This window comes from Psychrobacter immobilis (assembly GCF_904846175.1).
GTDB classification, from domain to species: Bacteria; Pseudomonadota; Gammaproteobacteria; order Pseudomonadales; family Moraxellaceae; genus Psychrobacter; species Psychrobacter immobilis_E.
In genome coordinates, this window is the sequence record NZ_CAJGZM010000010.1 from 37,458 (window position 1) to 51,075 (window position 13,618).

Consider the following 13,618-nt stretch of genomic DNA (forward strand, 5'->3'; position numbering starts at 1 on the left):
CTTATACCACCGTCATCATTACCAGCACCAACAGCACAGCCACACCTAAGCCAAAGCTTGTAGCGTAACCTCGAAGTGACCCTGTTTGCGTCGCAGACAATACCTTGTTACCAGCAGATGCCAGCTTAGGTAATAACAGCCACGTTTTATCGATAGGGTCGGCTTTAAATAAGCGGCCGATGAACAAAAAGGGTTTTACAAAAACTATATCGTATAGCGCGTCAAAGCCCATACCGTGATAGCACCAATGATATAACGCTGCACCAATAGTCGTGCGCTTAAAGCGGGTCAACATACGACCTTTATCGACGACATATAAGAATGCCGCGAGTAGCAAGCCTGCAAGCATGGCGCCCATGGCGATATACTCCGCTGTATGTTTGTCGTGTGCCTGACCAGCAACTTCTAATAAATGCCCAACGCTCTCTGGCAATACGCCTTGTAATGGCGGCGTAATAAATGCACCTACTGCCGTTGATAATACCAGCAACACACTAAGCGGCAGCCAATATGACACACCAGATAATTTATGTGCGTGGGTTTTCTCTTCGCCAAAGAAAATAATCCAAATCATACGGAAAGTGTAAAGTGCGGTTAAGAACGCACCGAATACGCCCATATAGAATAGGACTTGGTGACCGGTTGCGTAGCTTTCCCAAAGAATCGCTTCTTTAGAATAAAAACCAACGGTAACCCAAGGTATCGCTGCAAGCGCACCGCCACCGACGATATAGCACCAAAATACCAAGGGTATCTTTTTGCGTAAACCGCCCATCTTAAAGATGTTTTGCTCATGATGAACCGCAAGAATGACCGCACCTGATGATAAGAACAACAAGGCTTTAAAGAAAGCATGGGTCATCAAGTGGAAGATAGCGCCTTGCCATGCCCCAACGCCAAGTGCCAAGAACATATAGCCGATTTGGCTCATGGTCGAATAAGCAAGGATACGTTTAATATCGGTTTGTACCAGCGCACAAAATCCAGCGACAACTAACGTCAATGCACCCACTGCCCCAACCCAGTACAACAATACGCCCGGTGTAAGGAGAAATAATGGATGTAAACGCGCAATTAGATAAACACCCGCAGTAACCATCGTCGCTGCGTGAATCAAAGCCGATACTGGCGTTGGACCTGCCATCGCATCAGCAAGCCAGGTATGTAGTGGTAGCTGCGCCGATTTACCCATCGCCCCACCGACCAACATCATAGTGGTTAAAATCATCGTTGGGTTGTTAATATCAAAGATTTCCGGCGCACGGGTGATAATCTCTTGAATATTAAGCGTACCAAATTCACGGAACAATAAAAACAAACCAAAGGCTAAGAACACATCACCCACGCGGGTCACGGTAAAGGCTTTAATCGCTGCCCGACCATTGGCGCGGTCTTGATAATAAAAACCAATCAGCAAGTAAGAACAGATACCGACGCCTTCCCAACCAAGATAGAGCAAGAACAAGTTATCTGCCAATACCAGCAATAACATGCTGGCGACGAATAAGTTCATATAGCTAAAGAAGCGCGCAAAGCCTGTTTCACCTTTCATATACCATGCGGCAAAAAGATGAATCAAAAAGCCGATACCGGTAATTACCCCAATCATCGTCAATGCTAAGCCATCAAAGCTTAGACCAAAACTCGGCGCGAAATCGCCGACTTGGAACCACGTCCATAGTGGAATCTCGATGACCGTACCGGCAGGATTACTGGTTAAAAAGGTATAGCTGACTATCAGCGTACAAAGTGCTGATAGTAGCATGCTACCGACACCGACAATCGCTGCTACCTGCTCGCTTAACTTGTCGCGCATAAAGGCTAGAATCAAAAAGCCAACGAGCGGGAATATAAAGGTTAATGGTAATAAATTCATGACATCATCCTTTCATCTCATTGGCGCTGTCGACATCGAGATGCCCACGCTGATGATAAAACCGCAATAATATTGCCAAACCAATGGCCGCCTCTGCTGCTGCTAAAGTCAGAATAAAGATAAACATGATCTGTCCATCTGGATCGACCCAACGGCTACCTGCGACCACAAATGCCAAAGCCGTCGCATTCATCATAATCTCAAGGCTCATCAGCATAAATAAGAAATTACGCCTTACCATGACACCGCACAGACCAATCGCAAATAAGATACCGGCCAAAATCAATCCATGGCTCATGGGTATCATACCCAATACATTCTGCGCCTCAGCAACCGGCTGCACTAAGCCTGCTACCTCGTGGGCAAACGGCACATTTGCAACCTCTTGTGCCACGCTCGCTGCTAGTACCATCAGTCCGACTCCTTGCGCGTGACTCGTTGTATACCCACTTGCTTAGCTACTTTCATACCAACGTAGTCATGCGGGTCAACATCTTTATATTCGTATGGTTCAGCCCCGTTTACCGTATCAGTATCGATAGGCATACCATTATCATCATAGTGTTTGATACTGGCGACATTAGGGTTACGCGCTAGGCTATCATTGCCGATAATTTCGTCATCGATAGCTTCTTTACCTAAGTGATAAGCAGCAACCAAAGCGGCTAATAATAGCAATGCCGCCACTTCTATCAACATAATATACTTGGTAAATAATACTGTACCGACTGCTTTCGCTGAAATCGTCGTACCGCCAATCATCGCCGCATCATTATGGTTAAGACCAATCATCGCATACAGCACAACCGCGATAATAATCGTTAGTCCCGTCGGTACCGCCCAAGTGCCAGCATCAAGCCAGCGCTCTTCGCGCTCATCATTACTCATACCGAGATTTAGCATCATAATAACGAAAACAAATAGCACCATAATGGCACCAGCATAAACAACAATTTCAAGCGCACCAGCAAACGGCGCACCCAATACGAAGAAAATACCTGAGATCGCCAATAACGACACAATCATCGATAAAATAGCATGCACTGGATTGGCAAGGGTCACCACGCGCAAGCTGGCAAATATTGCCACCGCTGCCAGCGCATAGAACCCTGCCAATTCAGGACTATTTAAGATATTCATCATGGTAGCAAGCTCCTTAGATCAATCGGTGCCGCTTCGTTTTGCGCCGCGCCTTTTGGTTTATCTGCTACCGCCATACCCGTCACGCGATAATAGTTATAATCGGGATATTTACCCGGTCCTGAAATCAGCAAATGCTCTTTTTCATAAACCAAGTCTTGACGGACATATTCGCCCATCTCAAAGTCTGGGGTCATCTGAATTGCGGTCGTTGGACACGCCTCTTCACACAAACCACAAAAGATACAGCGTGAAAAGTTAATGCGGAAAAACTCTGGATACCAGCGTCCATCTTCACGTTCTGCTTTTTGCAGCGAAATACAGCCGACTGGACAGGCCACAGCGCATAAGTTACAAGCGACGCAGCGCTCATCACCGTCAGGGTCACGCGACAAGATGATACGTCCGCGAAAGCGCGGCGGTACTGGTACCGGCACTTCAGGATAAAGAATGGTATCGCGCGGTCTGATGGCGTGACTATTGACCATCCACATACTGCGGACAATGGTAAAAATACCAATGACCGTCTTTTTTATAGTAGTAAACATGGATTATTATCCTTATCAGCTTTACCCTAGTTCATCAGTGATGGCTAGTAATGATTACAACGTTGGGGAAAAAATCAAAATGACTGCAGCAGTAACCAACAGATTAATCAAGGTTACCGGCAGGCAGACTTTCCAGCCAAAGTTCATCACCTGATCATAGCGCGGACGCATGAGTGAGCCTCGAGCCAAAATAAACATGGTCATAAAGAATAGTGTCTTAATCATGAACCAAAAAGCTGGTGGAATAAATGGAATATCTAAATTAAACGGCGCAAGCCAACCACCAAAAAACAGACAAGTCATCAACGCAGAAATCAGTACGACGTTGACATACTCGCCGATAAAGAACATACCGAACTTCATACCTGAATATTCGACATGATAACCTTCGGCTAGCTCTTGCTCTGCTTCTGGCTGATCAAATGGATGTCTATGGGTAACGGCAACACCAGCAACCACAAAGGTTAAGAAGCCAAAAAACTGCGGAATGATATACCAGCCGTCAATTTGTGATTCAACGATTTCGCGTAGATTAAACGAGCCTGTTAAGGCAACAACACCCATTAATGACAAACCTAAAAACACTTCATAACTGATGGTTTGCGCCGCTGAACGTAAGCCGCCAAGTAAAGAGAACTTATTGGCAGATGCCCAACCACCGAACATCACTGCATATACCGCAATACCTGCCATGGCAAAGAAGAACAAAATACCGATGTCCCAATCAGCAACACCAAGGGTTGGGGAGATAGGAATGATGGCAAAAGAGGCCAAAGCAGTAAACATAGCAACCGCTGGCGCCAAGGTAAACATAAACTTATCGGTGAAGTTTGGCGTCCAATCTTCTTTAAAGAAAATTTTGAGCATATCGGCAACCAGTTGCAGCGAACCAAATGGACCAACACGGTTCGGACCGTAACGGTCTTGCCAAAGCGCTAACATGCGGCGCTCATAGACAATCATCAACGCCGCCACTATAACCACCACCAAAAAGATGATTAGTGATTGCACGACCATAAAGAGTATCGACCAGGTATCAAAGGTCATCATACCAGCCAAAAAGCTTGGCACATCAGGGATAATGCGGGTAACTTGCATATTACAGCTCCTGTGTGGTGGTCGGCGCGCTGCTTACTTGTGTCGCGCGGTTATTGGTATTGGCTGTTATAGCACTATCAGTCGCCATGCTGCCCATCATCGTCACCGGCGCATCAACTTTTCGTACTGATGCTGGCATTGACGGATGAATGATATCTACCTGCCCAACCGGATAACCGATACAACCTTCGGCTAAATAGCCAACAAGTTGTACTGGCAACGTGATTTGCTGCTTATCAATCTCAATCGCCAGATAATCTCCATCAGCGATATTCCAGTCTTTGGCATCATCAATACCCACGCGCCATGTGGCTAGCGGTAATTGCTCTGCAACCACTGGGCTACGCGATGCCATCATAGAGCTGGCATAAAGGTTATAAATAGGCACCAGTTTTGCTTGTCCTTGCTGCATATCCGTTGTCGTCACCGAGGTAACTTCTGGGGCAATATATTGACGCGTGGCTAGGCGCTCTAATTGATCAAACAGACGTACGCCTGGATCACCATTTTTGAGGCTACCACCGACTTTATCTTGATATTTATTCCACGCTTGCGGTGAGTTCCAACCTGCCGCACTGGCAAAAGGAATCATCGAGCTTGGCGTTTGCTTGCCGCTATAGCCTTCCATTGAGAAAGTTAAACCGGTATCCAAATCTTTTGGCTGCATTGGCTCATGAACAGATAATGGCGCACGCATAGAAGTACGACCTGAGTAGCGACGCGGCTGACGGGCAATTTTTAGACCGGTCATACGGTAATCAGCATCAGGAGCAGCGCCTTTAATCCCAGCAAGTTTAGGATGGGTGGCAACCAATGCATTAATGACATCATCAAGCTGTGTCCAGTCGACATCGCGACCTTCTAAGCTGCTATGAACTGCATGTAACCAGCGCCAGCCTTCTTTAATACTGCTCATCGGATGATAATATTCGTTATCATAAACTTGGAAGAAGCGCTGCGCACGACCTTCTGCAGAGATAAGCGTACCGTCCGCTTCCGCAAAACTAGCAGCTGGTAAGACGATATCGACATTTTTATGCCAATCAAGCAGCTGATGGTCAAGGGCGATGACGGTTTTGTCAGTCAATAGCTGGGTTAATTTATGCGCATCAATGGCATCAGTCAACTGGTTTTCAGCGACTATCACCACATCAAAGTCAGTTGCTAGTAACTCTTCAACTGATTGACCACCAAGCATACAGACGCCAATACTATTGGCATCAGGAACCGCCAAATAAATACCGGCTTGCGCATGGTATTGTTTATTGACTTCTTTTAATTCAAGCTTGGTTGCAGGCTTACGCTCGACATCGTCTTGCGCTTCTGCATCTACACCTGTTTCAGGTTTGTTGGGTTTAGCAGATAAATCTTTGTCTTCGCTCTGCTGAGCGGTTGCTGCTTGTGCTTCGGCGGCTGCAACCTGCTCATCACGAACCATAGCGTTGTGCGCCTCAACCTGCTGCTGCTCAGTAGCTTTAATCGCTGCCCGCTTTTTGCTCAATGCTTGAGCAATCTGTGCCGCTGCTTCTATCAAAGTAGTCGATGATAAGCTGCTACCAGAAACAACTAACGGCTTATCAGCTTGGATCAAGTCATAAGCAATTTGCTGTGCCAACGCTTGCATACCATCAGCATTGGTATCGACACTAGCATCTTGTTCAGCGGTTTGTGGATCAACTATTTTCGATAAGTCATCGGCAAAATTAGCAATCGCATCCGCGACTTTAAAACCAAGCTTGGTAATATCCTCAGGTGTCGCAACAACACTGACTTTGCTGATATCTTCTAGCTTAGTTTGGATAACATCAATGACATATACTGGGCTTTGTACGCCCTGACCAATACGTTTGACTGGCTCGGCTAACCAAGATTGGGTTTTGGTTGCTGCAGCCATTTTAATAGCTTCATTTTTTGCCGCTTGACGAATCGATAGCGCCACACGTGATGAGGTTTGAGTAATATCCTCACCTAGCACCAATACCGCATCGTGGCTTTCAATATCAGCCATACCCGGGTTATAAATACCCTCTGTGCTCAATACTTCAATACATTTATTAACCAGTGCTTGCTGCTGATGATTAAGACCGGTTGAGAAATTATCAAAACCAACAAGATTTTTAAGCGCAAAGTTGGTCTCTAAACTTGCACGTGGTGAGCCAATACCGATGACTTTTTTATCTTTGATACGCTTGATTGTTTCATCAAGCGCATAATCGATATTGATTTTGACATGCTTGTCATTGATACGTTCAAGCGCCTGCGTTGGACGGTCTTCACGATTGACATAACCGTAACCAAAGCGACCACGGTCGCATAGGAAATAACGGTTTACTTCACCGTTATAGCGGTTTTCGATACGGCGCAATTCACCATAACGCTCGCCCGGAGAGATATTACAACCGGCTGAGCAACCATGACAGATGCTTGGCGCATATTGCATATCCCATTTACGGTTATAACGCTCAGAGTGGGTTTTATCAGTAAACACACCGGTTGGGCACACTTCGGTTAGGTTACCTGAGAACTCACTTTCGAACTGACCGTCTTTATCACGACCAAAATAAACGCGCTCATTTGAGCCATACACGCCCAAATCTTCGCCACCCGCATAGTCTTTATAAAAACGTACGCAGCGGTAGCAAGCTATACAACGGTTCATTTCATGGGCAATAAACGGACCAAGCTCTTGGTTGTGATGTGTGCGCTTAGTAAAACGATAGCGACGACGGCTATGACCTGACATATAGGTCATGTCCTGCAAATGACAATGTCCACCTTCTTCACAAGTTGGACAGTCATGCGGATGGTTGACCATCAACAGCTCAACCATCGACTTACGAAATGCTTTGGCTTCATCGTCGGTCACTGAGATGTACATATCATCGCCTGGAGCGACCATACATGACATCACGAGACGACCACGACCCGATTCCATATCTTCCTTAGACTGATATTGCTTAACAGCGCACTGACGGCAAGAGCCGACTGAACCTAAGGCTGGGTGATAACAAAAATACGGCACATCAATGCCGAGTGATAAGCATGCTTGTAGCAAGTTATCAGCGCTATCTACTTCGACAGTGGTTCCATCAATATGTATGACTGCCATGCCGCTCTCCTTATTTCACTTCTGGCTGTTGATTGGCTGCAGCCTCAATGACATCTTCACCAACCGCCTGCGCAATTTTTTGATCAAACTCAGGACGGAAATATTTAATCGCACTCATCAATGGTTCCATCGCACCCGGCGCATGGGCACAAAAGGTTTTGCCGATCCATAAGTCTCGAGTCAACTCTTCTAACTTCTCGACGTCACCGATTTGACCTTGACCATCATTGATGGCAGTCAATATTTTCACGCCCCACGGTAGACCATCACGGCATGGCGTACACCAACCGCATGATTCACGTTGAAAGAAAATCTCAAGGTTGCGCAGTAATGGCACCATGTCTTGTTCTTCATCGACGACCATAATTAGCCCAGTACCCATACGGCTACCGGCTTTTTGAATGGTGTCAAAATCGACGACGGTATCTAAATGGTCAGCGGTTAAAAAGTCGGTTGATGCGCCGCCCGGTAACCATGCTTTAAGCTTTTTACCTTCCTGCATACCGCCAGCGAAATCTTCAATAATTTCACGCGCCGTATAACCAAATGGCAGCTCCCACAGACCGGGATCATTAACTAGACCTGAACAGCCAAACAGCTTAGTTCCTGGGGTTTCGACCACGCCTTTGGCTTTTGGTAAGTCTTGATACCATTTGCTGCCATGTAAGATAATCGCTGAAACGTTATGTAAGGTTTCAACGTTATTGACTACGGTTGGACGTCCCCATGCTCCCGCTACTTGTGGAAATGGCGGCTTAGTACGTGGGTTAGCACGGCGACCTTCTAGACAGTTAATCAAAGCGGTTTCTTCGCCGCAAATGTAACGACCAGCACCGGTATGGACGTGCAAATCAAAACTAAAATCTGTGCCTAAAATATTATCGCCGACTAAGTTATTGGCACGCAATTCTTCAAGCGCTGTATTTAAACGCTCTGCTGCTAAAATATATTCACCGCGAATAAAGATATAACCAGCGGTTGCACCAATCGCATAGGCAGAAATAAGCATACCTTCGATAAGCTGTAGCGGTAAACGCTCCATCAGCAAACGGTCTTTAAAGGTACCTGGCTCCATCTCATCGGCATTACAGACGAGATAACGTGGACCACCATCGGGTGGTGCCATTAATGACCATTTGATACCTGCTGGGAAACCTGCACCGCCACGACCTTTTACCACAGCTTCTTTAATGGTATTCAAAGTATCGTCTGGCGATTGGTTTAAGGCCATTTTTAGCGCTTCAAAACCACGTAGCGATTCATAAGTGGCCAAATCCAATACCGCATCGTGATGTGCGAGGCGCCATGTAAGCGGTTTGGTTTCGCTGGTAGCGGTCGCTTTATCGCCATAAACAGGAATGCGCTGGTCATTTAATTGGCTAGGCGCTTTGCCTTGACCGCGACGAGCAATCTGCTCTGAAATCGTTAAACTCATGCGTATAGCTCCAACAATTGGGCGACTTCAGTGGGCTGGACAGGACCATAGGTGTCTTCATTAATCAAGACAGAAGGACCTTTGTCACAGTTGCCCAAACAGCAAATCGGCAATAGCGTAAAGCGGTTGTCAGCGGTAGTCTGACCATAGTCGATACCCAGCTGCGCTTTTAATTCAGCCGCAAGTGCTTCGTAACCCGTTAAGTAACAAGCCACTGAATCACAAATAAGGATGACATTGCGACCAACTGGCTGACGATAAATACGGTTAAAGAAGGTTGCCACCCCATCCATATCTGTCATCGGAACATTCAGAATATTAGCGATAGCATTGACTTGTGCATCATCGACCCAGCCGTTACGCTTTTGCACGATTTTTAGCGCATCTAAAGACGCTGCCCGTGGATGGGGATAATGATGCATAAACTCGTGGATAGCTGCAATTTCTTCAGCGGTTAAAATACTTGCCACATCTACTTTTGGCATTTTATCGGAAACAATTTTCATAATCTTTTTCTTTCCTCACTCAGCCCACTGTTAAGGTTGCGCTTATGGCGCAATGACAGCGTTTTGGTGTGCCAGTTTGGCGATAACATATTAATGAACGTGTCTTACTTTTAATATTTAACATCTAACATTTAGCATTCATAAAAGATGATGATAAATGCATTACGGCTAACATTTAGCGGTCACAATCGGCCATCACAATATCAATCGATGCCAAATACATAATGGCATCTGATACCAGTGAGCCATTAATCACTGATGGCATTTGCTGTAAATGTGCAAATGTCGGGGTACGAATACGGGTACGATAGCTCATTGTCGCTTTATCTGAGGTGATGTAATAACTATTTAAGCCTTTGGTCGCTTCTACGATAGTTGTGCATTCACCCGCTGGCATCACAGGACCCCAAGAGACGGAGATAAAGTGGTTAATCAAGGTCTCAATATCGTTTAGAGTGCGATCTTTTGGCGGTGGTACTGCCAATGGGTGATCTGCCTTATAAGGACCTTGCGGCATATTATCCATACATTGACGGATGATACGTAGCGACTGGCGCATCTCTTCGACTTTGACCATACAGCGATCATAAGCATCGCCGTTATAGCCGACTGGGACTTCAAAATCGTAGTTCTCGTAGCCCATATACGGACGTGCTTTACGCAAATCAAAATCTAAACCGGTCGCACGTAAACCTGCGCCAGTGACGCCCCACGCCAATGCTTGCTTGGTATTATATTGAGCAACGCCTTGAGTACGACCTTTAAGCACACTGTTTTGTAGTGCCGCTTTGACATACTCATCCAAGCGTTTTGGCATCCAGTCTAAGAACTCGCGAACCAAACGTTGCCAGCCGCGCGGTAAATCGTGCGCGGTACCGCCGATACGGAACCATGCTGGGTGCATACGGTAACCAGTCACGGCTTCGATGACGTCATAGGCTTTTTGGCGGTCGGTAAACATATAGAATACCGGCGTCATACCACCCGCATCCTGAATAAAGGTACCGACAAATAATAAGTTATTGGTAATACGGAAAAACTCACTCATCATCACGCGGATAGTTTCAGCGCGCGGTGGAATGGTAATACCCGCAAGCTTCTCAACCGACATGATATATGGTAGCTCATTCATGACGCCACCGAGATAGTCAATACGGTCGGTATAAGGAATAAAGGAGTGCCATGTTTGACGCTCAGCCATCTTTTCGGCGCCGCGATGGTGATAGCCAATATCGGGGATACAATCGACGACTTCTTCGCCGTCAAGCTGTAGCACTAAACGGAACGCACCGTGAGCAGACGGATGATTAGGACCAATGTTCAAGAACATAAAGTCTTCATCACGACCCGAGCGTTTCATGCCCCACTCTTCAGGGACAAAGCGCAGGTTTTCTTGCTCGTATTGTTGTTTAGCGGTATTCAAGAAATACGGGGTAAATTCAGTCGCCCGCGCATGATATTCTTTACGCAGTGGATGACCTTCCCAATATTTTGGCAATAAAATACGGGTCAAATGCGGATGGCCGCTAAAAACAATGCCAAACATATCCCACACTTCACGCTCATACCAGTTGGCATTTGGCCAGATTTTGGTGGCGCTTGGTACATTGAGATCATCTTCGCTTAGCGCGACTTTGATACGCACATCGCTATTACGCTCAAGCGACATCAAATGATAAAACACCGTAAAATCGCTGTCAGGCAAGCCTTGGCGATGTTGACGCAGGCGCTCATCTATCGCTGATAAGTCAAATAGCATGACATAAGGTTTTGGCAATTTACGCAGGTATAAGAGAACATCCAGCAAATCAGCACGCGCCACCCACACCGTTGGAATCTCATCCACAGTGTGCTGCACGACAAACTTACCGGCATACTTCTGCTCCAACTCGGTGATAACCGCTGGGACAGTCTTAATCTTAGGATCTATGTTTTCGACTACCGTGACCATGAATGATGTATTCCTTCATTAATCATAATTGAGCTATGTTAAACATAACCAAACTACGATGAATATATGCGTACTGAGCACTTTTACGGATTATGAATGATTGAGCCAAACTACAACGTTAACTATTAAATGACTTATAGCTAGTAAATGACTCATAGCTAGATACTATCTGGGCTACGCAAGTTTTTCACAGCGATACGATCTGCTTGCTTACGGTCACGCTCAGGCGTCATTTGTGGCTGATAGATACCTTGCTCATTGACATGAATACCCAGCGGACGACGCTCTTTAGTAATCGACTCTTGCAGCAGCATCAAGCCTTGAATCAAGGCTTCTGGACGCGGCGGACAACCGGGTACATAAACATCAACAGGAATGATTTTATCCACGCCTTGTACCACTGAGTAGATGTCATACATGCCACCCGAGTTGGCACAAGCACCCATTGAGATGACCCATTTTGGCTCAAGCATTTGCTCATATAAACGCTGAATAACCGGTGCCATTTTCACAAAACAGGTACCAGCGACAATCATCACGTCCGCCTGACGCGGCGAGGCACGAATAACTTCGGCACCAAAGCGTGATAAATCGTGAACCGCGGTTAAGGTAGTGGCATATTCGACATAACAGCATGAAGTACCAAAGTTAAATGGCCACAGTGAGTGCTTGCGCCCCCAGTTTGCTGTTGAATGGACAAGGTCTTCAAGACGACCCATAAAGACGTTTTTATTGACTTCGTCTTCGAGCGGATCATTGACCGTTTGACTAGTCTGTGCAGGATAGATATCTGCATCAGGGTTGGCTTTTGTTAATGTGTATTTCATAACATACAACCTTTATTTTAAGCGACTTGTAGCAATCAGATTGATATTACTATCGCCATAACTTCTATTATTAATAAGTGACCATTCTGGTGTGCAACTGCAAGATAGCCAAAAGCAATTGGCTTTAAACGCCTTTAGCATTGTCTTGTTGCGCAGAGGTGGCAAAATCCACGGAGGTAATATTACCTGTGGTATTAATATGATCGATATTTTGCAAGTGGCGACGATTGGTCTCAATATTGTTCGAGACATTAATCTGTCCTGAAGACTGCGCCGGTATTTTACCCGTCGGGTCGACCATCAGCTCATCAACGCCATCAAACTTGGTGATATCTGCCAAATTGAAACCTGCTGGAGCGGCATATAAACGTGCTTGTTTACGGCGCTTATCTGCTGGTGCCCAGTTCAATGCACCTAAACTCAATGCATAAACCAGACCAATCAACAAGTCGACGATAAAAGTCGCGGCTGTCGCAAAGCCAAGCCAGCCCGTTTCACGCACTGACACTGCATATGCATACAAATACAGCGCTTCTAAGTCGAAGATGACAAAGAAGATGGCCACCAAATAGAATTTGGCAGACAAACGAATGCGGGCGTTGCCAGCTCCGACAACACCCGCTTCAAATATCTCTTCTTTTTGTGAGCCATGAGAGCGACCGCCCAGTAAGCGCGGAACGACCAGCATAAAAACAACTAGCCCAATGGCGGCTAAAATAAAAGCAATTGCTGACCAATTAAAAGCAGACATGATAATACGTGCTCCTCACCCAATCGAGTGTCAAGCGCACCGCGAATACTCACAAATAATGGTGGTAATGGCGACAGGCATAACGCAGACGAAAACACAAAGTAACTGTCATTGAGTCACTTTATTTGAGTAAATTTGTTTAAATAACTCAGTGATTATGATCAATCAATGACTATTATAGCTACTGTGCTGGTAATAACCAATTATCAAGCTTATTGACGACGATGTCAGACGTGACCAACTGTAGATGTTCCGCTCTGTTCGCGGATAAAAAGGCTGGTCGCCTAACGCATCTTTTAACAACGTAAGATCAACGTATTAAATCAATATCGTATTCAATCGCTTACTTAATTGATTTAATAGCTCATTACACGTGG

At 45.9% G+C, this 13,618-nt stretch carries 11 protein-coding genes; all 11 read right to left on the minus strand.

From position 1 onward, the window contains the following. Position 1: 1 nt before the first annotated feature. The 11 genes from nuoL to ndhC all read right to left on the minus strand — a co-directional run bounded on the left by nuoL (position 2) and on the right by ndhC (position 13,241). Entirely contained in the window at positions 2–1,876 is a 1,875-nt protein-coding gene (gene nuoL, locus JMW39_RS11390; protein ID WP_201546580.1) for an NADH-quinone oxidoreductase subunit L, read from the minus strand. 4 nt (positions 1,877–1,880) lie between these two features. Further along, positions 1,881–2,189 carry an NADH-quinone oxidoreductase subunit NuoK gene (nuoK, locus tag JMW39_RS11395; RefSeq protein WP_045445153.1) on the minus strand — a complete coding sequence of 103 codons (309 nt, stop codon included), beginning with the start codon at positions 2,187–2,189 and terminating at the stop codon, positions 1,881–1,883. Positions 2,190–2,287: 98 nt separating this feature from the next. Beyond that, positions 2,288–3,019 (minus strand): NADH-quinone oxidoreductase subunit J, encoded by a 732-nt coding sequence (gene nuoJ, locus JMW39_RS11400; protein WP_201546581.1) that lies wholly within the window; start codon positions 3,017–3,019, stop codon positions 2,288–2,290. After that, positions 3,016–3,564: an NADH-quinone oxidoreductase subunit NuoI gene (gene nuoI / locus JMW39_RS11405; protein WP_201546582.1), complete on the minus strand. Its 549-nt coding sequence runs from the start codon at positions 3,562–3,564 to the stop codon at positions 3,016–3,018. The genes nuoJ and nuoI overlap by 4 nt, the downstream gene beginning before the upstream one ends. A 54-nt stretch (positions 3,565–3,618) precedes the next feature. Beyond that, a complete protein-coding gene (gene nuoH / locus JMW39_RS11410; protein WP_201546612.1) occupies positions 3,619–4,614 on the minus strand; it encodes an NADH-quinone oxidoreductase subunit NuoH in 996 nt (331 codons plus the stop codon). 49 nt (positions 4,615–4,663) lie between these two features. Continuing rightward, positions 4,664–7,771 carry an NADH-quinone oxidoreductase subunit NuoG gene (gene nuoG / locus JMW39_RS11415; protein ID WP_201546583.1) on the minus strand — a complete coding sequence of 1,036 codons (3,108 nt, stop codon included), beginning with the start codon at positions 7,769–7,771 and terminating at the stop codon, positions 4,664–4,666. 10 nt (positions 7,772–7,781) lie between these two features. Beyond that, positions 7,782–9,206 carry an NADH-quinone oxidoreductase subunit NuoF gene (gene nuoF / locus JMW39_RS11420; RefSeq protein ID WP_201546584.1) on the minus strand — a complete coding sequence of 475 codons (1,425 nt, stop codon included), beginning with the start codon at positions 9,204–9,206 and terminating at the stop codon, positions 7,782–7,784. Beyond that, a complete protein-coding gene (gene nuoE / locus JMW39_RS11425; protein ID WP_201546585.1) occupies positions 9,203–9,712 on the minus strand; it encodes an NADH-quinone oxidoreductase subunit NuoE in 510 nt (169 codons plus the stop codon). Before nuoE ends, nuoF begins: the two co-directional genes overlap by 4 nt. Before the next feature lie 175 nt (positions 9,713–9,887). Further along, positions 9,888–11,663, minus strand: coding sequence for an NADH-quinone oxidoreductase subunit C/D (gene nuoC / locus JMW39_RS11430; protein WP_201546586.1), 1,776 nt, complete (start codon positions 11,661–11,663; stop codon positions 9,888–9,890). 158 nt (positions 11,664–11,821) lie between these two features. After that, the gene (locus JMW39_RS11435; protein ID WP_201546587.1) at positions 11,822–12,490 is read right to left on the minus strand and encodes a NuoB/complex I 20 kDa subunit family protein; all 669 of its coding nucleotides are present in this window, start codon (positions 12,488–12,490) and stop codon (positions 11,822–11,824) included. Positions 12,491–12,614: 124 nt separating this feature from the next. Then, complete coding sequence (gene ndhC / locus JMW39_RS11440) at positions 12,615–13,241, minus strand: NADH-quinone oxidoreductase subunit A (protein ID WP_201546588.1); 627 nt, start codon at positions 13,239–13,241, stop codon at positions 12,615–12,617. Positions 13,242–13,618 lie beyond the last annotated feature (377 nt).

Excerpts from the sequence above, each read along its gene's own strand:
- nuoJ (WP_201546581.1), bottom strand. The coding sequence starts at position 3,019 with ATGATGAATATCTTAAATAGTCCTGAATTGGCAGGGTTCTATGCGCTG.
- ndhC (WP_201546588.1), bottom strand. The coding sequence starts at position 13,241 with ATGTCTGCTTTTAATTGGTCAGCAATTGCTTTTATTTTAGCCGCCATT.
- nuoE (WP_201546585.1), bottom strand. The coding sequence starts at position 9,712 with ATGAAAATTGTTTCCGATAAAATGCCAAAAGTAGATGTGGCAAGTATT.
- nuoF (WP_201546584.1), bottom strand. The coding sequence starts at position 9,206 with ATGAGTTTAACGATTTCAGAGCAGATTGCTCGTCGCGGTCAAGGCAAA.
- nuoH (WP_201546612.1), bottom strand. The coding sequence starts at position 4,614 with ATGATGACCTTTGATACCTGGTCGATACTCTTTATGGTCGTGCAATCA.
- JMW39_RS11435 (WP_201546587.1), bottom strand. The coding sequence starts at position 12,490 with ATGAAATACACATTAACAAAAGCCAACCCTGATGCAGATATCTATCCT.
- nuoL (WP_201546580.1), bottom strand. The coding sequence starts at position 1,876 with ATGAATTTATTACCATTAACCTTTATATTCCCGCTCGTTGGCTTTTTG.
- nuoI (WP_201546582.1), bottom strand. The coding sequence starts at position 3,564 with ATGTTTACTACTATAAAAAAGACGGTCATTGGTATTTTTACCATTGTC.
- nuoC (WP_201546586.1), bottom strand. The coding sequence starts at position 11,663 with ATGGTCACGGTAGTCGAAAACATAGATCCTAAGATTAAGACTGTCCCA.
- nuoG (WP_201546583.1), bottom strand. The coding sequence starts at position 7,771 with ATGGCAGTCATACATATTGATGGAACCACTGTCGAAGTAGATAGCGCT.